The sequence below is a fragment of the Herbaspirillum sp. RV1423 genome (assembly GCF_000577615.1).
Taxonomy (GTDB): Bacteria; Pseudomonadota; Gammaproteobacteria; order Burkholderiales; family Burkholderiaceae_D; genus Herbaspirillum.
In genome coordinates this window covers 26,312-49,260 of record NZ_CBXX010000030.1, presented here as the reverse complement: position 1 = coordinate 49,260, position 22,949 = coordinate 26,312, and the positions used below count along the sequence as shown (strand labels likewise).

Annotated in this window: 21 protein-coding genes; 4 read left to right on the top strand and 17 right to left on the bottom strand. The window is 54.1% G+C overall.

Going from position 1 to position 22,949, the window contains the following annotated elements:
* Positions 1–17: 17 nt before the first annotated feature.
* Both RV1423_RS21150 and RV1423_RS21145 read left to right on the top strand, forming a co-directional pair.
* The gene (locus tag RV1423_RS21150; RefSeq protein ID WP_197034979.1) at positions 18–263 is read left to right on the top strand and encodes an AlpA family transcriptional regulator; all 246 of its coding nucleotides are present in this window, start codon (positions 18–20) and stop codon (positions 261–263) included.
* Between the two features lie 137 nt (positions 264–400).
* On the top strand, positions 401–1,927 hold the full coding sequence (locus RV1423_RS21145; protein ID WP_034300990.1) for a site-specific integrase: 1,527 nt from the start codon (positions 401–403) through the stop codon (positions 1,925–1,927).
* Positions 1,928–2,197: 270 nt separating this feature from the next.
* Here RV1423_RS21145 and RV1423_RS21140 read toward each other — a convergent pair whose 3' ends face one another.
* Both RV1423_RS21140 and mobV read right to left on the bottom strand, forming a co-directional pair.
* Entirely contained in the window at positions 2,198–2,635 is a 438-nt protein-coding gene (locus RV1423_RS21140) for a hypothetical protein (RefSeq protein WP_155835202.1), read from the bottom strand.
* 622 nt (positions 2,636–3,257) lie between these two features.
* Positions 3,258–4,334, bottom strand: a complete 1,077-nt coding sequence (gene mobV / locus RV1423_RS21135; protein WP_081768925.1) for a MobV family relaxase — start codon at positions 4,332–4,334, stop codon at positions 3,258–3,260.
* 541 nt (positions 4,335–4,875) lie between these two features.
* On the opposite strand from mobV, the gene RV1423_RS29990 reads away from it, so the two are divergent.
* Positions 4,876–5,265 (top strand): hypothetical protein, encoded by a 390-nt coding sequence (locus RV1423_RS29990; protein ID WP_155835201.1) that lies wholly within the window; start codon positions 4,876–4,878, stop codon positions 5,263–5,265.
* Between the two features lie 785 nt (positions 5,266–6,050).
* On the opposite strand, the gene RV1423_RS21120 is transcribed toward RV1423_RS29990, so the two are convergent.
* From RV1423_RS21120 to RV1423_RS21105, 5 genes are all read right to left on the bottom strand, one after another.
* Complete coding sequence (locus RV1423_RS21120) at positions 6,051–6,560, bottom strand: phosphoribosyltransferase (RefSeq protein WP_034301053.1); 510 nt, start codon at positions 6,558–6,560, stop codon at positions 6,051–6,053.
* A 63-nt stretch (positions 6,561–6,623) separates the two neighbouring features.
* On the bottom strand, positions 6,624–8,696 hold the full coding sequence (locus tag RV1423_RS21115; protein ID WP_034300981.1) for a hypothetical protein: 2,073 nt from the start codon (positions 8,694–8,696) through the stop codon (positions 6,624–6,626).
* A gap of 49 nt (positions 8,697–8,745) precedes the next feature.
* Complete coding sequence (locus tag RV1423_RS21110; RefSeq protein WP_034300978.1) at positions 8,746–9,153, bottom strand: CesT family type III secretion system chaperone; 408 nt, start codon at positions 9,151–9,153, stop codon at positions 8,746–8,748.
* 287 nt (positions 9,154–9,440) lie between these two features.
* A complete protein-coding gene (locus RV1423_RS29985) occupies positions 9,441–9,632 on the bottom strand; it encodes a hypothetical protein (protein WP_155835200.1) in 192 nt (63 codons plus the stop codon).
* A 513-nt stretch (positions 9,633–10,145) separates the two neighbouring features.
* A complete protein-coding gene (locus tag RV1423_RS21105; RefSeq protein ID WP_034300977.1) occupies positions 10,146–11,240 on the bottom strand; it encodes a type IV pilus twitching motility protein PilT in 1,095 nt (364 codons plus the stop codon).
* A gap of 333 nt (positions 11,241–11,573) precedes the next feature.
* Here RV1423_RS21105 and RV1423_RS21100 point away from each other — a divergent pair, with 333 nt between their 5' ends.
* Positions 11,574–12,299 (top strand): response regulator transcription factor, encoded by a 726-nt coding sequence (locus tag RV1423_RS21100; protein ID WP_034300974.1) that lies wholly within the window; start codon positions 11,574–11,576, stop codon positions 12,297–12,299.
* Between the two features lie 57 nt (positions 12,300–12,356).
* On the opposite strand, the gene RV1423_RS21095 is transcribed toward RV1423_RS21100, so the two are convergent.
* The 10 genes from RV1423_RS21095 to RV1423_RS21050 form a co-directional block, all read right to left on the bottom strand.
* Positions 12,357–12,761 (bottom strand): lytic transglycosylase domain-containing protein, encoded by a 405-nt coding sequence (locus RV1423_RS21095; protein WP_231502453.1) that lies wholly within the window; start codon positions 12,759–12,761, stop codon positions 12,357–12,359.
* 49 nt (positions 12,762–12,810) lie between these two features.
* Positions 12,811–14,196 (bottom strand): shufflon system plasmid conjugative transfer pilus tip adhesin PilV, encoded by a 1,386-nt coding sequence (gene pilV / locus RV1423_RS21090; RefSeq protein WP_034301051.1) that lies wholly within the window; start codon positions 14,194–14,196, stop codon positions 12,811–12,813.
* 8 nt (positions 14,197–14,204) lie between these two features.
* A complete protein-coding gene (gene pilM / locus RV1423_RS21085; RefSeq protein ID WP_034300968.1) occupies positions 14,205–14,702 on the bottom strand; it encodes a type IV pilus biogenesis protein PilM in 498 nt (165 codons plus the stop codon).
* 184 nt (positions 14,703–14,886) lie between these two features.
* Positions 14,887–15,450, bottom strand: a complete 564-nt coding sequence (locus RV1423_RS21080; protein WP_051516832.1) for a type 4 pilus major pilin — start codon at positions 15,448–15,450, stop codon at positions 14,887–14,889.
* A 24-nt stretch (positions 15,451–15,474) separates the two neighbouring features.
* Positions 15,475–16,551 carry a type II secretion system F family protein gene (locus RV1423_RS21075; protein WP_034300966.1) on the bottom strand — a complete coding sequence of 359 codons (1,077 nt, stop codon included), beginning with the start codon at positions 16,549–16,551 and terminating at the stop codon, positions 15,475–15,477.
* Positions 16,541–18,103 carry a GspE/PulE family protein gene (locus RV1423_RS21070; protein ID WP_231502455.1) on the bottom strand — a complete coding sequence of 521 codons (1,563 nt, stop codon included), beginning with the start codon at positions 18,101–18,103 and terminating at the stop codon, positions 16,541–16,543. The genes RV1423_RS21075 and RV1423_RS21070 overlap by 11 nt, the downstream gene beginning before the upstream one ends.
* 53 nt (positions 18,104–18,156) lie before the next feature.
* The gene (pilP, locus tag RV1423_RS21065) at positions 18,157–18,660 is read right to left on the bottom strand and encodes a type IV pilus biogenesis protein PilP (protein ID WP_034300961.1); all 504 of its coding nucleotides are present in this window, start codon (positions 18,658–18,660) and stop codon (positions 18,157–18,159) included.
* A complete protein-coding gene (gene pilO2, locus RV1423_RS21060) occupies positions 18,650–19,915 on the bottom strand; it encodes a type 4b pilus protein PilO2 (RefSeq protein WP_034300958.1) in 1,266 nt (421 codons plus the stop codon). Before pilO2 ends, pilP begins: the two co-directional genes overlap by 11 nt.
* A gap of 22 nt (positions 19,916–19,937) precedes the next feature.
* Positions 19,938–21,662: a PilN family type IVB pilus formation outer membrane protein gene (locus RV1423_RS21055; protein ID WP_034300956.1), complete on the bottom strand. Its 1,725-nt coding sequence runs from the start codon at positions 21,660–21,662 to the stop codon at positions 19,938–19,940.
* Positions 21,662–22,345 carry a toxin co-regulated pilus biosynthesis Q family protein gene (locus RV1423_RS21050; protein ID WP_081768924.1) on the bottom strand — a complete coding sequence of 228 codons (684 nt, stop codon included), beginning with the start codon at positions 22,343–22,345 and terminating at the stop codon, positions 21,662–21,664. Before RV1423_RS21050 ends, RV1423_RS21055 begins: the two co-directional genes overlap by 1 nt.
* Positions 22,346–22,949 lie beyond the last annotated feature (604 nt).

Genomic DNA, 22,949 nt, shown 5'->3' with positions numbered 1-22,949 from the left:
GCAACAGGGAAATGACCATGAGCCATATCATTCTGAGCACAAAAAAGGTTATTGCGAAAACGACCATCAGCCGGACGACGCTGCACCGGAAGGTAAAGGAAGGCACATTCCCTGCACCTATCACTCTTGGCGCGCACTCGGTCGGCTGGGTCGAGAGTGAGGTGGATGCCTGGATCGAAGCCCTCATGAAGTCGCGTGCGGCGAATAGTGATGGTGAATCTGTTGGTGAAAACCAATTCCAAAAAAGAGAAAATGCCGCCTGACGGGCGTTTCCAGCCAAAATGGCGCTTCCTCCGTCTCCGCCAAGCATTACTAAGCCCCTGTTTTTACAGGGGCTTTTTTATTGGTTCTTCGACGTTGGTGTCACTCTTAGGGGTACCTCTTTCTCCTGAAAGAGCTTATGAGAATCCCCAGCAAGATCAGCCAATCACGCCATGGCATTTACTATTTCCGCCTTCAATTTACCCATGACGGGTTGCGGAAAGAGTCCCGAATTTCCCTCCAAACCAAAAACCCCCTTATTGCCCGAGAAAAATCATTGCTGATTTCGGCTATGATGATTGGAGAAAAAATGGGGGTGTCGGTGATCGATAAAAATCCGCAAAATCTGCTCGCTCAAATTCAAGATAAGGTCCGCAAGCTGGAGGTTGTCTATTCAACCCCCAATGGCGCCAGCGTAGCCATGAAAGCAGATCCGAACAATCCCAACGACATTGAGGCACTTCTTCGAGCTAGTAGGGAGTTCTGGGACAGCGATTTGGGACAATCAATGAAGCGGCAGATTCAAGAACGTGCTGCCGACCCATCCACCCTGCCCGACATTCTCAAACCTGCCCCACAAGCCCCCAAAACAGGTGGAGCAACCATTCCCGAACTCATTGAGCGGTTTGCCACAAGACAGGGGGACAAGCTCGCCCCCAAAACATTGTACGAGTATAGGAACTACCAGAAGATTTTTAAAAACTGGGTAGCCAAGCGCAAACAAACCGAGCATTACCCCATTCGGGAAATCAACCGCCAAGACGTGTCAGCTTTTATCGATGACTTGCTTGCCGATGGAATTACCCATAACACCGTCCAACAAAAATACTTGCGCGGCATTTCCGCCCTTTTTGAGCTCGCACAGATTACAGGCTCCTATCCTGAAGGCGTTATGCTGCCGTCCCGTGGTCACAAACTTTTTACCAAGAAGGACGCCAAAAAGACCAAAGACAAACGGGGCTGGAAGCCGTTCACGGACGACGAATTAGCCAAGATTTTCAATCCAGAGAAATATCTCGCGCAGAAAAATCCAACGGACTATTGGCTTCCTCTTCTGGGTTTATTTACTGGAGGACGGATTGCCGAGCTTTGCCAACTCCTGATTCAAGATATCCATCAAATCCAAGGCATTTGGGCAATCTCCATTACTGATGAAGACGAATCCCAGCGACTTAAAACGCCTGCAGCCAAGCGGACAATTCCGATTCACCCACGATTGATTGAACTGGGTTTTCTGGATTTTGTAAAAGATATGCAGACATTTGGTGGAATGTTATTCCCCTATCTTTCACCAAATGCCTTTGGCAATTTCAGCGAAACACCTAGCGAGCGTTTTGGAAAATATCTTGACTCAATTGGAATCCAGGACAAGAACCGAGTCTTCCATTCGTTCCGCTCTACCTCAAATAACCACCTCAAGCAAAAAGGGGTTGCGGAAGAAACTCGCTGCCAGTTCATCGGACATGAACATGACACCACGAACTCAAGGGACTATTCCGAAGCTCACAGCGTGGAATATCTATCCCTAAATGTAGCCAGCAAATTGGACTTTGATTTACCGTTTGAAAACCTTCTTTATCCACGAGAATTTATCGTTAAGACCACCCTTCACAAGCTCAAGGTGAAGGAACGACGATTGAATCACATTAAGGCAAAAACTAATTGAGCAATTAGTAAACAGACAAGCCATATGGCGCAATAATTACGAGATTCTTTAAACTTGACTATAAATCACAAATGAAAATTCCCCCACCTCCCCCACCCGCTTCGAAAGGTGTTCGCATTCGATCTATCGAAAAAAAAGATCGCAATGGCAAATCGTATGATCCTCAAGTATTGATTTACGAAGTTTATATTCCAGGAAATCCAGACTATATTTTAAAGACTGACCTCGGCAGTTACGATGAGGCGTTGGACTACATACGATCATTGGGACCTAGCTATCACCATCAACCTTAAATGGATTAGCACCTGGATAAGGGTCATTGGGATGTTCCGGAATAAACGTCGCACCTATATCCTGTCGCTGCCATTTCATTGGAGGTTGGTAGTATTTATATTTGAGCTCCTGCCAATGTAATATGCACAGCTCTGTCGCTGTATCAGCCTCAATTTTCGCCTCTTTAGCAGCAACTCTATTTAACGCTGCTAGGAATGCTTGATTCCAGAACTCTTCGATAGTCATATTCATCTCCTCTATTGACAAATAAAAAATTATCAATATATTTATATTTGTCAAATCCACTGAGACGCGACGCAAATACAAATCTACAAAATCGCCAGCAGAAATGTTGGCTTTTTTGTTTTCAGCGCGTGCTATTGACAATTGAGGAAAATTTTTTATAGTCAATATTAGATTTGCTGTATGCGTCAAGATATCCGATAGTTCTCTTTAGGGATTTGTCTCTATCAAAATATCTTCCCGATTCCCCAAATCCAGCAGTAGCTCACATCAAGTTCGTAACGCAGAAGCTCGTTAAATTAAATCCGACTGCCGTTTGACGATAAACCGAACCGTGAGAAAGTTTGCGACCAGCTTATAGAAATAAATACATCGACGGCGAAAGCTTTTAGTAACCAGTGACGAAGAACCAAGCAGTAAAATATCAATGCTGGAAAGTGGTCAGAATGGACGTGTAGCGAAGCCACAGGGAAGACAAGGAAGACCCCGCTACAGTGTTAGTAAACAACACGAACTTCTAAGTAGGAACGGTTACTCGTTTCCACCCATATGAGGGGCATGCGCATTGTGCAGCTACCCATTTTGGAAAAAGTCAGGACTCGCTGAAAATTTCGCGGGTTAGGGTAAGACTTTTCCAAAATCGGGCATGCACGATTTTAGGAAACCCAAAGACAAATCCCCAGAGATCTGCACAAGATTTACCATAAAGTACAAATAAAGATCAGTACAAAGAATAGATAAAAATAATATATAGAGAAATAGATAGCGTAGCTAAAAGTATTTACGAAGTAAATATAATTGACGGCGGAAAAAATCACACGTTTTGCGGTTTCGGTGTTGGAAACTGAATTTTATCTTTCATAGATTTTTCAGCGACAGGATGAATCTCAGGTTCATATTTATTTTTCATTTCCTGAAGTTCATTTTGTAGACGCAGATTTTCAGCAATGACATCCTCAGTGATGGATTTTTTATGAAAATCTTTATTAATAACTTCTGCATAAACTTCTCGTCTAGCATTTACTTCGTCCAGCCCCAATTTTAATTTTTTACGCTCTTCAATTAGCTCCGTTTGGAGTTTATGAAAATCCAGTTTCGTAAATTCCTTGTATAGCTGTCGCTCTTTCATGACGCCATTAATATACGGAGCGATATGGTCACGGATTTTATTTCGTATCGTTTCAATGTTGAGCCGTTCACCGAGACTCAGTTCAATTTGATCAATCATCTGATCAATTTTTTTCTTGTAGCCGGTAGCCATAACCCGATCCAGCACCTTATAAAAAACTTTTAACGGGACGTTTTTTTGTAGCGATCCCTTTACGCCGCGTATTAATCCCCATTGTTTATTATTCGCTGCGAAACGTGTTTGGAGGTCTGCCAGGTATTCAGGATTAATTTTTTCAGAATTTAAGGACCAAGTTTCCTTATGAAACTCCCCTTTTTGATTCCGATATTTTTTAATAGATTTCAACTCTGTTGAAACATAAAAATGGATATGTGGGCTTTTCTCATCTAAATGCAAAATTGCAAGTTTGAGTCGATCACCAAATTCATTTTTCATAAACTTAACTTGATCACTGGCCCACTTTCCAATCACCTCAGGAGATTTATTTTCAAAAAATTCAGGTGAGGCAGTGGCAAGATATTCGAAAGCCAACGTATTATTTTGTTTTTCTTTAACGCCCAAATTCGAATAATGCTCAGTCAGTTTTTTCTGGAAACTACTGGCATCTTTTTCATCGATACCCATTGGGTTATATAAAATTTGATTTAGATGTGTTCGATCTGGATCGATGTTTCTTTGCCAGCGTAGCCGCAAATTGTGTCGATTGGCACTTGTGATTTTGGATCGGTTTTTTAGCTTTTTTGTTCTTAATATCGCATACATGGTGTTACGGTTTTGTCGTTGTTTTTATTTACCGTCCCTAATAGCGTAGCTGAAATTTTGACGTAGTCAAATGATCTAACCGTGAGGTTAGATCACCTACTATTGCAACCCACGTTGGGGTTGCGTAGGCTCTACGAGGTAAGCGAAAAAAGAAAAGTCAAAATCAACATCAAAAACAAAGAGCAACGTCAAGAGCAAGACCTTGGGGAAATTTCCCCAATCCCCATTTCCGACCGCAAAAAAAACCTGCTCGATGGCAGGCTTATTTTTGACAATCGGTTGATTTTGTTCACAAATGTTTAGTATAAGTTTTGGTGTTACTCCTACACCATATTTAATTTCTTTGTCTCAGATTTTCGTTTGCGGTGAGCACGTGCCACCGGCATATTCCCAAAAATAGGACACAACGTGTCCCATGTTTTCGCGATTGGAAGATTGCCGCCCTTGGTCAAAAGCGTTGGTTTCAATTTTCAAGATGAGTCGACTATAATTCACGCACCGTTAAATGGCATCCCATTTGTAGGACTCATCATCTAATAATATGAAAATTACATTTTTCTTTCTTCTCACGGTGTTAAGTTCATTCAACTCTGCCAACGCAGAAAATCTGTCCGATCTTTCACGATGCACGGGAGTATTACAGCTTGCGGGCATAACCGCAAAAATGAGCCTTGAAAATGCACCACCATACGCCAGAGAAAAATATCAAAAGCAGATGCAGTTTTTCATGCAAGGCGGTAACAATTTAGAGCGATTCGCAAAAAAACTACCCGATTATAGTGAGCGAGCTTTTTCTGATGCATCTCAGAAAGTCATGATGCAACTACTTGAAAAAATCAAAAATCAGCAACTCGACCCAAATCAGTTCAATGCAATGATTTTTCAATGTATAGCTGACGCTGGATTGAATGCCAAAGACTATCCACAATAAGAGATAAACAGGTTCTCGGCAGCATTGGGATTCGAACTGTCGATAAGCATTAGAGTTTGTTATATGATCGAGAGGTGTACCTCCTTGGGGTACCTCTTTTTTGACTTCACAACGTGAAAGCCAAAGAAAAAGATTCGATCAAACAGGGACTTATGGCATTCGGACAAATCCTCCCTCCGTCTCCGCCAATGATTCAGTTCGTGGAAGTTAATAGCTAAGCGCCTTTCGGGGCGCTTTTCTATTTTTGGAGTTCGGCGTACTGCGGATTAACTACAGAATCCGCTCCGAACACCGACATTTATTTCTGCCCAGGATTTTTAAAGCAGATCAGAAGCCAGCCCCTTATTTCGGGGGCGCGGTGGACGAGCGCTGAATACTGGCCGCCTCACTTGCTTCTACAAACTGTTGCCGCACCATGAAAGAAGCTCTTCGGGCAAGTCGTGCGTGTGCGTCCAGATCGTCACGACGAGGGTAAGTGACGCTCGGAAGCGACATCGCGGGCGGCGGCGGAGACGGCGAAGGAGTTGGTGGAAGACTTGGTTGCTGCTGCATCTGCATTTGAGCAATCAAATGCGCTACGGGGAAACTTGCTGCTGCTATGACGGCCATGCCATCCCCCCTTCAACAATGAATGTGAATCCGCAATCGCACGATGAAAGCCGAAGATAAAATTCCACGAACGGATGTTCCGATTTGTAGTCGTATCCCGCTCTCGTGAATTCGTCAGAGGATGGAGTAAGCCGTTCATGCAGGAGCTTCGCACCTGCGGATGACCACCTGTCGACTCAGCCGAATTGCGCCGCCAGCGGCGTCGGCATTTCCGGTTCGCGCTGATATTCCCATGGCCAGCGCAAGTAAGTACCTGCATCCATTGCCATGCTGTAGTCGGGCAGGTACATGTCCGGCCCCTCGCAGCGATAAATACTGAACGTCTTGACGCGATTGCCGAAGCTTTCGCAATAGGCCCTGGCGCGTTCGAAAGTCCAGCCGCTGCCGCACACATCGTCGACCAGCAAGATGTCGTGCCCACGCGGTGCGCGCCCCGACCCGTCGATGAAACTTGGCTGCGGATTGATGCGGTTGCACAGCAGATAGTCCAGCGGCAAGCCCGTCTTGCGCGCCAGCAGCGCGGCGATCGGACTGCCGGCGCGCAGGATGGCGACCAGCAAGGTGCAGTGCGCGCTTATCGACGCATGGGTACGCTCTATCATGGCGTCGATGTCCCCCCATGGCACATGGGCAGTGCGCGCAAACTGCATCCAGTCTGGCGGCTGCTCTCGAGATAGCTCAAGCATCGGCCACCTGGCGATCACAGTCCCGGCGTTGTCCGGCAGCGACCGTCGAAGCATCAGCGATGATCATCGAGACCTCCAGACCTCTGCCGAGTCCACGTTCTGATAATCATCATCGCGGTCCTCTACGGAGACATCATCGCGATGCCGGTAGTCCGCAGGCGTGCGTCCGTTGGCGACGCGATTGGCGTCGAATTCGCTTGACCGCGATATGACGTCGGACTCCACGAAGCCCTCACCGCTGCCGAAGTCGACAAAGCTGTCGGCCTGGCTACCGTAGAATTGTTCCCTGGACTGTGCATAGGTGACATGCCCTCCTTGTCCCACCGTACTGTCGGCATACAGATCGTCCGCGCCATCGGCGGCCTCCCGCCAGCCCGCCTCATCATAGAACGCCGGGGCCGACATCCCCCATGGAGCCGCCGTCGGTTCCGGTTGCGGCTCTGGAACCGCTCTTTGACGCGGCGGCGACGCTTGCCCTGCATCGCGCTGCTGTTTCAATTGCGCAAAATGCAACAAGCGCTCAGTGTCGTTGAATGCCGGGACGCGTTCGCCAGGCTCGCTGCGTGTTTCCTCTGCATAGTATTCCCTCACTCCGCCTGTTGCGGCCGGCGGAGCTGGCGATTCTCGCTGCGGAAGCGGAGGCGGCAGTTGTTGCCTCGATAGTTGCGCCTCGCGCTGTTGCGATCGCGCATATTCCTCCAAGCGTTTCGCATCGTTGAACGCCGGCACTCTTTCTTCGCCAAGCTGGCTGCCGCCCTCCTCTCCGTAATTTCCGGTGTAGTCGTCCCGCAGCACGTCGCTTTGCGCCAACTCCCGTTTGCGCCACACCGGACTGAGTTCATCGATCTTCTCTTCCATGGTTCCCTGGGCTGCCGCGCTCGTGGTTTCACTCAGAAACATCGCCTTGAAGCGTTTTCCTTCGTGATAGGCCTTCTTGCTTTTCGCCCGGGCATTGCCGGCTGCGATGTCCTTTTCCGCCCATTCGATCCTGCTCTGATGGTAACTGACGGAAACGTTTGTCTTGATATTGGCGATCTTGGCGTAGGCCGACGCGACGGTTTGTATCCAGGGCTTGGATTTTGCCCCGCTCTCTGAGGAGACGCTGTCTCCGGCATCCATCTTTTCCCTGGCCGCCTTGACGTAAGGATTGAACGCGCGCGCCATGAATCGGGTCTTTTCCGGCGGCAAATCCTCGCCGTCGCCGACGACCTTATAACCGCGCTGGTCAAGCCGTTCGTGCACAAACGCGCTGCGCTGCCGATTCGCTTCTTTGAAGGTCTGATCCAGCGCGACACTTCCCTGCAAGGACGACGCATTCATCCGACGCATATCGCTGGCCTGCCGCGCCCTGCGCAGAAAAGTCTCATGCATTTCGCCATTGCCGGGCGCCAGCGCGGAGGCAGCACCGTAGACGCCTTGCTTGGCTAGCTGGACGCCGTTGGCGACGCCGATTACGCCATGCAGCGGGATGCGCCCGATCGCGCGCTTAATGCCAGTGTCGCCGTTGTCATGTCGCGTGCTGACGATTGGAGCCACAAAGATCCCCGCGAGCGGTGGAAGGTTATAGGTGGTACTAACACGATGGCGCTCCTGGTTTTCCATATACTCGATCTCGGCCTCAGGCAGCTCCGTTTCCGCAAGCCCGCCCGACTTGACATAGCCTTTGTTCGTCAATAACGACTGGAATTCCTTCGTATATGCATTGACCGCAACGTCCATCATGTCCGGCTCAGCCTTGCTGATTTCCTTTTTATAGTCCAGCCGGATTTTCTTGATGTCAGCCTTTGCGGTCAGCCGGCCCCGACTGGAAACCCGCTGCGCCTCCACGGCCGCTTTTTGCTGATCGCCGTCGGCAGACCATTTCTCAAAATTCGCACGTTGATTAACGCCGAATTTGTACAGTTCGGTCTTGGCTTTGTCCGCGGTGCCGCGAAAGCCTAAGTCCGCCTGACGCATCTTTTTCATGAAGCGGCCGGCGCCTCTGACGAGTGAATTCTCGCTCTGGAGAAATTTATTCGAAAGCTTGTTGCCGGGAGTAGGCAAGAACGTCGCGCGTTGCGCGGTCTTGATCTGCGTCTCGTCATTGTGCAGATGAAAATAGTGATCGTTGCGACCACCGGAAATACTGTTTGGCATGCTGACTCTCCTGCTTAAGGAAATAACAACGGGATGCAAGCGCTTTGCTTTATGCGACGTCGCTCAGGAAATAATGTTCGCGCCAGTCTTTTGCCTGGGCCGCGAGATTGGAAATCAAATGCAGCAACTGCTCTGGTACGACCTCACCGAGACGATAGTGATACCCCAACGCCACCCGCCGCGACGGCGACAACATGAAGGCCGGCGCGTGGCTGCCATACATCGCCAGATTCACTTCGAGCAGTGCTTCATAAACATTGAGAAGACGATCCTGCGGCGGCTGGCCGAAATCGCAATACACCACCATGTTCTCCGGATCGGCATCCTCGTCATACCCCAGGTGGAAGGTCACGCCATCCACTTCGACCGCTTGTCCTTCGAGCAACTTTTCCGGTTGTTGTAACTTCGCAAGCCGACAGAAATTGGCGGCCAGTTCAATGAACATCGCTTTCGACATGTTGACGTCCCGTGGTGAGCAAATCCGGTTGATTGTCTTTATGTGGAAAGAGAAACCGCAATGGTTCCGCCCTTTTCATGGGCAGCTACGCCTGTTTCACCCTCAGCAAACGATGATGCGTCTTCGGCACAAGATAAGTAGCCAGGCCGGCGCGCGGCACACAGGATCGACACATAAGACAACGCACCGATCTATCTGCGCCCGCACATTGAAGGAGCTTGATTCGAATGGAAGGAAAAGCGTAAATATCCATTCTTCATTGAGTCGCATGCAACGAAATAACTGTTTCAGCCGAGTGCGACGGAAGCGGGGATTTCTGTCGCGCCACAAAAAGAGTTTTGTGGTACGATACAAAGTATTGGAGATAAAAACACGCGAACAATTGCAATCAAAGCCTTTTTGACTGCGAATTTTTTATTGTTATTGAATTCATTCAGGAGCATGTCGTGAACTTCATCTCTTGCAACTACGGCAAGCATTGTATTGCCGCCATCTGCAAAAATCGCCGATGGCAATCGCTGATGTACGCACAGCGATAGCTCTTGCGTCGCAACTTCTTGTTCTGCTAATTATCCCGGTATCCCCACAACGCATTTCATCAGTAGCCGTGAGATGTGTTCTTGCCAGAAAGTGCGCTGACAAGGCATGACGCATCGCATAGCGGCGCTGAATGCCAGGACGCAAAGAGCCCGGCGTGACCAGCGCCCTTTCTGGAAAGAACCCCCCAAGAAACTGTGTGGCGTGGTGTTGCGCGCAATTTGTCGCGCTTGGACCGACAAGGGCATTCCCTTGGCCACGCTCCGCGCCTCAGATGTTTCCTGAAGCGGATTCGTTCACTCGTCGTTGATGACGAAGCAATCTCTATTGCGTATCCATGACCCTGCGCGATGACAAGGCCGTGAGAGCATCAAGGCGTCAAAGGAATATGCACCGCGTTACATAAAGCGATGAGAGACGGGTTGGAAAACGCAGCAGCACTGCAGACATTTGTACTATCGTTTATTGTTGAGCATATCGTGCAGTTCGAGGCGATTGTAGGCCACACGCAAGGCATCGCGTGCACTCACCGCTTTCTTGGTCACCAGTTGCAACAAGACCTCGTTGAGGCTGCGAGACATGTTATCTTCTTTGCGCTTCATGAAATCGGCGATCAGGTGCATCTTGCTGGCATCGATGATATACGGTGCGATTTGTTGGTTGTTGTTGAACACCATTTCGCTCGCCATCACGTGGTGTTTGCCGTCTTCGGATGGCAACAGACTCTGGAATATCACGCCGACAAGCGAGTCGGCCAGAGTGGCGGCGCGTTGATTGCGCTGTTCTTGAGGAAAGAAGCTTAATAGTTTTGAAATTGCACGCACAGCGCTGCTCGTATGCAAGGTAGCCAATACCAGATGCCCGGATTCGCCTGCATGTAAAACCGTGTCGGCGGTGTCGAAATCGCGAATTTCGCCGACCATCAACACATCCGGCTTCTGGCGCAGCGCTTCACGCAAACCGCTGGAAAAACTGACAGTATCGGTAGGAACCTCTTTTTGCGAAATGATCGATTGCTTGCGGCGCAACTCGTATTCGATCGGCTCTTCTATGGTGACGATATGGCCCTGACGCGTTGTGTTGATATAGTCGAGCATCGAGGCGATCGTGGTCGTCTTTCCCGCACCTGTCGGGCCGGTGATCAGAATGATCCCTTTGGTTGCCTCGAGCATGGTCTTGACATAAATAGGCAGGCCGGTCTGATCGAGCGACAACGGCTGCAACGGGAAGCGCCGCATCGACACCGCCACGCGGCTGCCGCGCTCCATCCGGTAAATATTGCATCGCAAGCGCCACTTTTCCAGCACATACGGACAATCGATCGCCTTGTCGATGATCTTGTCTTCCCAATCTTCGTCGATTGCGCTGAGCAGCGGCGCCATGTCCGCCATCGACGTAGGTTTATCCCCCACCGACTGCCAGCCGCGCGGAGTCTTGATCATGATAAGTTCGTCTTGCTCGATATGGATGTCCGAAAAGGTCTGGCGCGCATTCACCAGCGCAAGAATCTCCTGCTGCAGATTGCGCATAAAAGAAAAATCGTTTGCCATTCAACCACCTAAAAATTTTTGAAAATCGTTTTAGATCGAGGCCGGTTTTCCACTTACCAACTCGTTCATTGTTTTGTTCCAAACAACTGATAATGGCTTAATGTTTTTGGGTAAAAGGGAGCTTGTAAATGAAATTTAACATTAATCGATCGAGCAAGATATCAGGTCTTGCCGCAACCATCCCGCCATCACCGAACCATCACATCGGGGGTAGTATAGCGCGATTGCGAGGTGATGATATTCAAGAATGTTCACCAGTGATATCCTAGCTTTGAAGCAACAAGAATCTACCGGACCGACCGACGTAACGCAAATTGATTACCCCCTCTAATCATGAAAATTGCATGTTACATCCGCAACGTTTCCGTGTTCGAACAAGTGCGAACCCACCTGATACGCTCAGGTTTCGAGGTGACCCATTTCGACTCGGAAACCTCGTTATTGCGCACCATCAGACGCACCGCCTTCGATCTCGTCATCATCGATATTGCCGTTATTCCGCGTGATGACGACAGCATTTTTTCCTGGCTCAACTTCCGTAGCGGCAGCGGTGATCGCACCCCCACGCTGATCCTGTCGCCGCTGCGCAATGCCGATCTGGTGGCGCTGGCGCTCGACAACGGCGCCGACGATTTCCTGCTCAGGCCTTACGAACCCGTCGAGCTGGTCGCCAGGACCAACGCTTTGATACGTCGCAGCGCGCCGCCCAATTTACGACGCACCATCGAATTCGCCGGATTCCAACTGAACCGCGAGACTGCGCACTTCAGCTTCTACGGCAAGCAGATATCCCTGACCTCGCGGGAGTTCAGCATGGCATGGTTGTTTTTTTCATCGCCCGGCGTGTATATATCGCGAGAGACTATCGGCGCCGTGATCTGGAGCGCCGATAGCGAAGTCGCCGGCAGGACTATCGAGCAACACGTCTACAAGCTACGCAAGAAACTTGTCGTCGACAACGAACAGATCGTCATGATCCGTACCGCCTACAGCCAAGGCTATCGCCTCGAATTATGCAATAACGTGCCGCACACCACCACCTTGCCGGCCGTTGGTTGAAGCCTCGACAGACCAGCTCTGACGTGCGTTGGCACGCAGATTCGTGGTTAGCAAAACTCAGCGCTCAGCGAGCACCTCTGCAGGAATATTCTTGTAGACCTTGCGCGCATACTTGATGCGCAGTTCCGGACTGCGGGCATTGTAAGCGCCGACCGCTTCCCAGGTGGCGCCCATCCTCTCCATGTTTTGCGACAGGATCCAGGCGCCTACCTGGAGATTGACGCAAGGATCTTTCAACTGCTTCTCTTCCACGCCGTATTTTTTCAACGTCGGCAGCCAACTGCTGTTGATCTGCATCAAGCCAATATCGTAAGAACCGTTCTTGTTCTTGTTCATCGCGCTCGGATTCAGGTTCGACTCGGTTTTGGCGATCGCATACAACAGATGGATGTTGATGCCATACCAGTTGGCCACCTCCTGCCAGCATGCGCTGGCGGGGAGGCAGAAAAGCAAGGAGAGCATCGCTAACGCCAGTTGCAGCAGGAACGATCTCCAGTTTCGAATAAGGGATTTAAGGGCTGTAAGTACCATTTGCATATCTCATTGTTTTGTCAGCGCCGCAAATCAGCGGCCGGTAGCTGGAATCCATGACGACCGTGCCCATCGGATAATTGATATACGAGGTCCCGTCGATCGGATCATATTGAAGGTAATGGCAGGGAGTGCCGGGCGTCATGACGGTAAATATCGTAATCGCCTCGCTCTCCATCCACCGGAGGGCCTGGACGCCTTGCGCCACGACGTTATGGCTAGCCTTGACATCGAAAGTATTGACGGCGTGCACAGCATTCAAATCGTAGCCTGCAGACACCGACCCTCCTGAACTAATGTCGCCATCGGCATGGATAGTTCCATTTGCGTCGATGTTGCTTGACGCGTTCAGGTCGGCGGTGGTGATCGTGCCTGGCACGGAAAAATTGCCGTTCTGGTCGACCGCCAGCGCGACCCAGTTGCTGCCGTTATAGGTAAAGGCGCGACTCAGCCCGGTCACCATGCGGACGTCGCCGGTCATGCTGCCCGATCCAGGCAGGTCGCTGTAACTGCTCACAGGCTCGCGCCATTGCGAGTTGGGCATCCACGCACCGCTGCTGCTGCATGTCAGCAAGCGCCGCGTGGAACTGTCCAGCGCCATGCCGGCTTCGGCGACACCGGCGGAATTCAGGCAGGAGGCGCCGGCCGACGCCAGCGCCGCACTGGCCATGCGTATCGGCGTGTTCATGCGATTGAGTTCAGGATGGCCCGGAATCGCATTGCGATACAGGAAATCGCTGGAAAGCTGGCCGGCGCCGTCGGTAAACAGATTGGATACCAGGTGACCGCCATCGGCGCTGCCGCCGGTCAACGCCGAAGCGCCGCTGCACGCCACCGAACGATAGGCGGTGGTGGCCATGCTCCAGGTCGCGCCTTTGGCGGTGCCGTTATCGGTGGTGCTGATATAGCCGCTGCCGGAGCCGGCATTCATGGCGACGGCGGCGATATCGCGCTCCGGGATTTTCTGGCCGCCGGTGGTGATCACCAACGCATCGAACTGGCCGGGATGGCTGATCGGATCGGGCTGGCGCACCAGCACGCAAGGCGTCTGTCCATATACGTTGGTGGTGGCCAGGCCGTTCGGCAGGAAAGCGCCGGATTTGAGCTGACCCAGCGTGATCGCGACCACGGTGGAGGAAGACGAGGTTGCGCTTTGCAATGAGGCAAGATTGGCGCTGATGTATTTATCGGCCGCCGCGACGATTTGCGACTGATACAAAGCCGCCTGCTGACCTTTGAGATCGTCGAGCGAATTGTCCATCACATTGGACAGGCCAAGCAGAATGATGGCGCCGATCGCCAGCGCGCCCAGCAGTTCGAGGATCGCCATGCCGCGTTGTCGACGGTGTGGAGTTGGTCGCTTCATTGTGCGCTTCATTTTGTCATCGCAATCCATACGGGAGCGCCATCGGGAACCGACTTGCCGCTGAGCGCCGTTACGGGAATATTGGTATCGCCAAACACCGGCGACTGCAGGTTCGACAGGCTGGAGCGGTAAGCCCCGGCAAGGATGGAGTTGTGCGACAGGCTGGCGAGTTCGCCGAGGATATTGTCGTCGGGCAGCGCAGTCGCATAGATATAGATCACGCCGGCGGCGTCGCGATAGTTGTTCCAGATCGGCGCCTCGCTCTTCTGGAACATCAGCGACCAGCTCGGCAACATGCCGCTCGACTTCAGCGCTCCGAAACTGACGCTGGTGTTATACAGGTTGTAGACGGTGAAATAATTGACGACGGCATCGCGATAGATCGCCATTTCACTGGCCACACTCCCGGCGACCCGGCTCTCGGTCGCAGCCAGGGTCTGGAGGTTTTTGGTGGAGTAGATGCCCGCCACCGAAACCAATACCACCAATATCGCGATATTCCACATATCGAACCCCTGTGCTTGTCCCTGCACGGGACAGAAGATCAATCAGCGAGCTGAATCCGCGGCCGGAAACAGCCGCCCGGTTCCGCAGCGATCGCTTCAACGTGTTGCCGATACGGTCCCGACGGATTCGACTGGTCGGGACCATACCGCTACGGCGATTAGCCGTTGCGCCTGCAGAGACTCATCAGGATCCGGTAAACGTGATCGTGTTTCCGGCAGCGCCGGTCACCGAGCACAGGCCGGTTGCGGCATTGACCGTCACCGGGAAAGTCGTGATTGTCGTGCCGCCTTGCGCGATCTGCGTCCAGCCGTTGGAACCGCTCAGCATGTTCACGCAGACATCCTGCGGCACCGAGTTGTATGTCACGACAAATCCCGTCGAAGTTCCCGTCACGGTCACGCTGCCGCCCCAACTGTTGGTCACAGTGCCGGCCGTAACGTCACGCGCCAGGGTGCCCGGGATGGCATTGGCCGCCAGCAGAGGAGCGAGCAGCGAGGCCGTCGGATAGCTCTGGCCGATATACAGCTTGCGCACCGCCGTGCGGATCGCCACCACTTCTTCGGTAGCCTGGTTCGACTTGGCGCTGCCGAAGGCGCCGGTCAGCAACGACACCGCGCCGAGCACCACAATCGCTGCGATCCCGAGGTAGGCGATGCCTTCCAGCAGTGATGCCCCTCGTTGGCGCGCCAGCACGCTATCCGAACGCAATTCTCTTTTTTTGATATTTAAAGTAAGGTCACGGTCCATGATTAATCCTCTGTAAATTAACAATCAATGCACGCTACGGGCCAGCGCAGCGATCTCTTGTTGGATGCCAAAAAACCCTGTCACCAGCCAGCCGATCACCAGCGCCAGAGTCACGATTGCAAAGCCATTCAACACCTTCATGCGGAGCGCGATTGTTTCCACCCCCTGCTCCATCCACTCATCCGCCAGCAACTTCAATGCCTCCGCGAATCCCTTGTATTCCGCATAGACGCAGAGATCTTCGATGACCTCCTGCGATGGGAATTCATATCCCGCATTACGCAGCGCCTCGCCGCAATTCAGTCCGGAACGCACGCCCAGCAACGCGCCGTGCAAGCGTTCGCGCAGCCAGGGTTGCGCCATGTCCGACAAACGCACCAGCGACTTTTCCACCGTCACGCCGGACGACTGCAACGCCGCGAACGCCATCAGGAAGCCGCTGCCGACCATCAGTCGATAAATCGAGTACGGCGGAAACCGGTCGAACCAGACCCGCAGCGAACCGCGCCAGCGCGGCATGGAAAAGAACAAGGCCGCCAAGAGCAGCAGCAGCGCCACGATCAGGTACAGCATCCATTGCTGCACCCAGACCGACATCAGGTATAAGGACCTGGCCGCGCCATGCCAGGTGGTCGGGTCCACCATGCGCGTGAATTGCGGAATCACCTGGGTGCCGAACAAATAGATATAGACCATCACCAGGAACAGAATCGTGATCGGATACGCGATGCCGCCCAGGATCACCGAATTGATCTTCTTGCCTGCCTGCACCACGCTGACCACGGACAGCAAGGTGGTCTCAAGCCGGCCCGACTGTTCGCCGGCCATCAGGATCATCTGCTCGGTTTTCGGCACCCAGCGTTCCAGCGCTTCCGACAGCAAGCGGCCGTTTTGCACCGTGCGGCGACAATCGTCCAGGATGATCGCCAGCGGTTCATCCGGCTTCTTGCCTTGTTGCGAGGCGCGATCGCGCAGCTCTTCGAGGATCTTCAGCAACGGCAATCCGTTGGAGAGCATCTTCGACATCTTGCGGTACAGGCGCAGCCGCACCGTATCGGTGAACTGCAGCCTGGCCCACCAGCGATTGAGATCAGGTAGCACCGCCGCCCTCCACTACGTGCAGGACAGGAGCCTGTTGCGTCGCCCCGATCGTGAAATGCCCGACCACCTTCTCCGCCATGCGCGGATCGATCAAGCCTGCCGCGACCTTCTCGATGGCATGGTCCAGCATGGTCCGGCCACCCAATTCGCGTAACCAGTAATTTATCGCCTGGGTCTTTTCGCCGAGCCGCACATAACGGAAAAACTGATCGTCCGGAATGATGATCTCGGCCACCACGGTGCGGCCGATGGTGCCATGATGCGAGCAGGTGGGACAGCCCGCCCCCATGATGCACATCCTTTCCAGCGTCGGCGATATCGATTGCTTGATGCGCGCCAGCACCGCCGGAGCCACCTGGTCCTGGTGCGTAGCCAGCGACAGCTTGCAATCGGGGCATAACAACTTGACCAGGCGCTGGCTGACCAGGCCTGTGACCACCGTATGGTCGGCGACCAGGTTGACCGGCAGCCCCAGATCGACAAGGCGGTCCATGATCGCCAGCGCGCTGTTGGCATGCACGGTGGTCCAGACCTGGTGCCCGGTCATCGACGCGCGCAGCGCATTTTGCGCCGACGCCTTGTCGCGTACCTCACCGATCATGATGACGTCCGGATCCAGCCGCATGGCATTGGAAATTGCCGCCGCAAACAGGCGCGAACGCTCCTCTTCGGTGCCGGCATTGGTCACCGACGTCTGCACCGCGCCTTCGATCGGGTATTCCACCGGATCTTCGATGGTCAGTACGTGCATCTTGCCGCCGGCCTCGATGATTTCGCCGGACAGGACGCGTTGCAGCGTGGTCGATTTGCCCGAGCCGGTCGGGCCGCTGATGATGTTCATGCCCACCGGCTGCTCCTTGAGCTGCTGCAATGCCGCCGCATGTGCATCGGTAAAGCCCAGCGGCCGCAGGTCGATATTGTCGCCGGCATCGTTGTATAGCAAGCGCAACACCATCACCGTGCCTTCGTTGGTCGGCACCGTCGCGATACGTACGCCGTACAATTCGGGCGGCAATTTGTCGCGATCCGCAATGCTCGCGTCCTGGCGTTCGGTCGGCTTGTACGAGCTATCCGAGACCGAGGTCATCGCCCCGTACAAGGTCGCCAGCAGGCGTTCGCCGTATTCGCGGGTCTGGCCGCCGGCTGGCACCAGGTCGTTATGGATGCGGAAAAATATCTCGGTGCAATTCCTTTTCACCCGCAGATGCACGTCAGAAGCGCGCGCGCGACAGGCCTTGGTCAGCATGTCCTTCGCGGTCACCTGCATCATCGAATGTTCCTGATGGCGGTCGGCCAGCAGGAAAGAACCGTTCTGGTTGATGCGGCGGATCACTTCGATGGTGGTGTGCACCACATGAAACTTGCGTCCCATGCGCTCGAGCCTGCCTTGGTAGGACAGCACATGCGGATTGAGGTTTTGTCCCGCCACCACCAGCAACCTGCCATCCGCCAGCAGGCACAACAACTTCTTTTCTTCTTCTCCGGCTTGGAAAACTCCCGCATTGCTGATTACATCGGCACTATTGACATCCTGGATATTGTCAAACGTCATATTCACCGCATGCGATTGCGCCTGATCGTTGTTGTGCTTTGCGATGCGCAGTTTCATCTTGCTGCTCCCCGCAATTGCGGTACCGGCAGGGACAAGCCGGAACTGGGGAAGTTGGGATTGAAACCGCTATTGACCTGAGCATACGTGGCCAGCCGCACGCGCTGGTTGTTCTTCGATTGCGCCACCACCTCGCGCGGTCCGATCGAGACAATCTTCATGCCGCTGGCCAGCGTATCACCCTGCTGCACATCGACGACGCTGCCGTCGCTCAATTGCAAGGTCGCGTACATGCGCCCGCTGATGCCCTCGATGGCGCGGATCACAGGATCACCGACCACCGTGGTCTGGGTGATCGCCGCGGTCAGGCTTTGCTTGGCGGCGATCTCGTTTTGCTTGCCGACGATATTGGCCTGCACCTCCAGTTGTTTTTCGCGCGCCTTGAGCACCAGCGTCTCGGCCTCGATCCTGGTCAGGCTGTCGGAGGTGCTTTCGGCATAGGCGCCATTGCCGTACAAGGCCGCCAGCACCGCGAATGGAATCACCAGTTTATTTCGCATAGATCGTTCCCTCCATTGACCATTCGGATCCGCGATAGATGACTTTATCCACCCGCACCCCTGGACGATTAAGAATCGTTGCAATAACCTCGGGTTCGACGCCGCGGGCATTCAACGTGAATAAAAAAGATTTCCAGCTCGGTTGCCACTGCGCTGCATTTCCCTGCGCCGATTTACGGTCCTGCGCAACAACCTTCACCGGCAAGCCCATCATCTGCAGCGGAGAGACGATGGACTCCAGCAATTTGCGCTGGTCGAGCAAGACATCGTCCGGCCCCGCCGAAATCTTCAGCGGTCGCGTCAGCGATGCCTTCTCGCCGCTCGGTTCCACCACGACGCCCGGCACCTGTTCATGCAGGTAAGCCACCGTCGAATTGCCGCGCGACCATGCATATGTCTGCTGTTCCTGCGTGCAGGCATACGACTCCAGTTCCCAGCCGCCCGCCGTGACATAGTTGAACTGATGCCGGCAGGCACGCACCATGGCCAACGGCGCCGGCCTGCTCGACCACGGTCGCGCCGCCGCCGAGGCTTCGCGCAGCATGTTCTCGCGCACCATGACGATGGCGCGTTCGCGCGCCTCCTCTTCCTTTTTCTTCTGGTAGTAATTCCAGCCGTACAAGCTCCCGGCCGCCACTACCGCCACCACCGTGGTCGCCGCCATCGCCTTGATCCAGGACGGTGTGCCGTCGATCTGGCGCAATCCCCACCATTTGTGGATGCGCAGCGTGCCGTCTTTTTTGCGCGGGATGAAGCTACGGATGTCGCGCGCATTGAAATTGTGGAAACCGAGGTTGACCAGCTCGGCCTCGCCGATGATGACGTTCCATCCGCCCAAGGCATAATCGCTGTGCAGTCGATCGAGCACCTCTTCCTTGCTACCGGCGAAATCGCCGTTGGGCAAGAAATTGGCGTCGCGCACCGCGAAGTAAGCCCATTGGCCATCCGGCAGTTCGAAGGCGCCAAGCCAGTTGTGCACCGGCTGTTGTTCGCCGTCATAAAACGCGCCTTCCAGCGCCAGCGTCTTGGACACCACGGCGGCCAGCGAAAACATGCCGCTGCGCACGCCCTCCTTGCTTTGCGCGAAACCGGCCTGCGCCGTCGAGTGATCCATGCGGATCACCATCAGGTCCGACTGGATCTTGCGACCGAGGTCCGCAGCTTCCTTGGTCAGTTCGCGCGGACGCGACAGCGACTGCCAGAACAGGCCGCAGACGAATTTGTATTTGTCGATCTGGGTAATATAGAGCGCCATGGCTAAGCCCGTCGTTTCAGTTTCACAATGCCGCCATCGAAACAGGCGTAATCAGCACCACGATGACTTCCTTGTTGCTGGCCGCATTGATCCCGCCGCCGAGCAGGAAATTCTTGGGGTTGCCGACGCCTCGGTAATCGAGGTTATCGTCGGTCTGCTCAAAGCCGCTGATGATCAGCGTCTCGTTCGATTTCATCGACACGCGTTGCAGGAAGTTGCGCGTATCCAGTTCCGGCGACTCAATGCGCGTGCCATTGCTTTCGATCTGGCGGATGCTGCGCAAGGTCGAGATATCGGTCGAGAACTGCAACATCACGGTGCCGTTGGTCAGTACGTGCGGCAGGATGCTCATATTGAAGCCGGCGGTGATCACGCCCGGGATCAACGTGGTCGTCGTACCCACCTGCGCCACGATCGAGGTTTGCGACGATTGCAGATAACTGGTCTGGCGCGCCACCTGCACCGGCACCGGCTGATTGTTCAGAGTGACCACCGACGCCGTGGTCTGGCGCCTGACCTTGCCTTGTTCCGACAAGGCGTTGATCACCGCCGTGGTGCCCGAGAACTTGGATCCGCCCAGGATACCCGCCGTGAAACCCACCGCGCTGGTGCCGGGCGTAAAGCTGTTGGTAATGCCGTAGTGCCGGTTCAGGGTGTTGTAGACGGCGCTCCAGTTGATGCCGTATTCGTCGGAGTCGGTCAGGCTGACCGACAACACGGTCACATTGATGGCGATCTGGCGCGACAGCGCCTTGTTTTCGCCTTCGATATACGCCGCGATGCGATCCAGCGAATCGGGTGTGTCGACCACGGTGATCGCGCCGGTGGCAGGCGAGGCGAGCACTTTTCCGTACGGCGACAACATCACCTTGATCGAGCTTTCGATACCAGTGTAGACCGACAGTTTGGACGCCACGCCGGTGTTTTGCGAATTGTTGGCCGAAACCGCGCTGCCTGTCGTAGTGCCGCCACCTCCACCTCCGCCGCCGCTGCCGCTGGAAACCCCACCGGTGGACGTGGCGCCGCTGGTCACGGTGGCGGTAAACGTGGAATCGCCCGGGATCGCATTGATCTGGAAGTTGCGCGACTCGGTGTGGAAGAACTGGATCGTGCCGTCGATGTACTTCCAGGACACGCCGAAACGCGCCGCCGACGTATCGAGCAAGCCCTTCAACGAACCGTTGCTGTAGGAAATACGCACGCCGTTGGGCATGTCGGCAAAGGTCGGCATGCCCGCGCCGCCCGCCATGTTGGGGCCGGTGGCACGCGGTGCCGGCAGCATACCGCTCGCGCCGTTGCTACCGGTTTCACCAGGCAGGCCGGCCGGCAACGGCGGCATGCCGCCGGCGCCGCCCGGCAAGTTCACACGTGTGCGAAACGCCGCATTGGCGACCGCCAACGCATCCGGCGTCACCTTGCTGGGAATGCCGGAGCGCAAAGTGATGCGCTCGGCCAGTTCGGTCAATGAATTGATGGTGCGGTCGAATGTGGTCTGCTCATAAAAGAGCGGCGGCAAGGCCGGCTGGCCCAGCTTGACGATATTTTTCCCCAGCCAGATGCCGCTGTCGTGCGTCACCAACGGCGTCGACGGCATGACCGCACCGGGCGCGGTGCGTCCGACATCCTTGACCAGATTACGCACCTTGTCGTCGGCCTGGGAAATATCGTTGTCAATCTTGTGAGGCAATCCGGTACATCCCCCCATCACCAGGACGGCAGGCACCCATGCGGCTAGTTTCAAAGACATTATTCGCTCCCCTTGGACATGATGCGCAACACCTTGTTGCCTTGATAGAACACGGCTTTCATCGGGATTTCTGCGCTTTCCATACTCTTGGCGACCGTATTGACCGCCTCTTCAAAGCTGCCGCGCACCGTCGTGCGCGCTTCGACGGCATAGTCCACCGGCAGCTCCCACAACAACTGCCAGCCGGCTTGTGCAGCCCAGCGCGCCATGGCGGCGTTGAGGGTCTTGTCGGCGACGATGATTTCCCACGTCGGTTCGGCCGGCTTGACTTCGGCAACCGGCAGCGTCACCGCAGATGTGGCGGCCGACCCAGCCATCGGCTTGGTCGCGGTATCGGAACCGGTCGAGGAGGCTGCGCCTTTCGGCTTGACGATGCGCGTCTTCTTGTCGGCGTCCAGTTTGGCCATGACGATGGTGTCGCTGTCGTCGCGTTCACCGGCTGCGGCGGCCGAGGCCACTATGCCAATGCCGGCGTCGTCGCAATCGTCTGGGTTGCCATCGACAGCCAGCAGATCGAAACTGACGCCGGACGTCGGGAAGGCCCCTGAGGCCTGATACCGCATGGTCGGGGGAGCATCGGACGCCGCCACGGCGTGACTGCCGACGCAAAAGAAAATAATGGAGGACGCCAGCAATCGAACAGCTTTGTTCCCGCGTTCGCCGAATATGCATGTGGAATACATAACCCTACCCTTCTCTGCCGCACAGTAAAAAGATCAAAAGCGCAACGACTCGGTGTCGATCGGGAGACCATTTTTCGACGCTGTTGCAATGCCGACCAAATCATCCCGTTGCTGCGCTGACGAAAATAAAATGCCTAGCCTTGAATGACCTTGCAGGAATCACCTGCCCATCGCCACGACGCTAAACGGCGCTGCGACTCCTCGTTGTCATATCTGCACGTCTGCACACTTGCCGTTTTCCCAATTTTGTTGATTGAACAATCCCCCTGTTCGCGATTCCACGGTGGTCAAATTTTTCGCATTTTTATTTTTCTGCTGCGATTGAATTTTTTCTGATGGTAACGAAAGCCCAGATAAAAATTCTCAAAAAATATGACCTGCAAGGGGAACTCGGAAAATCGAGCAATCAAAAAAAATCCACTATCGAAAACTGTTTGCGCCAGCTCGCATTTCTGCCGAATTTCCTTGAGAAATGCTGCTCACTTATCTTGGCGTCATCGCAGCGATGCGAAGAACGACCAATTTTTCAATTCAAAAAAACGCCGGAGCACCCTTCCGGCACGGCACCTCCCTGGCGCTTGCGACGCCGGGGTTCCCTCACCGG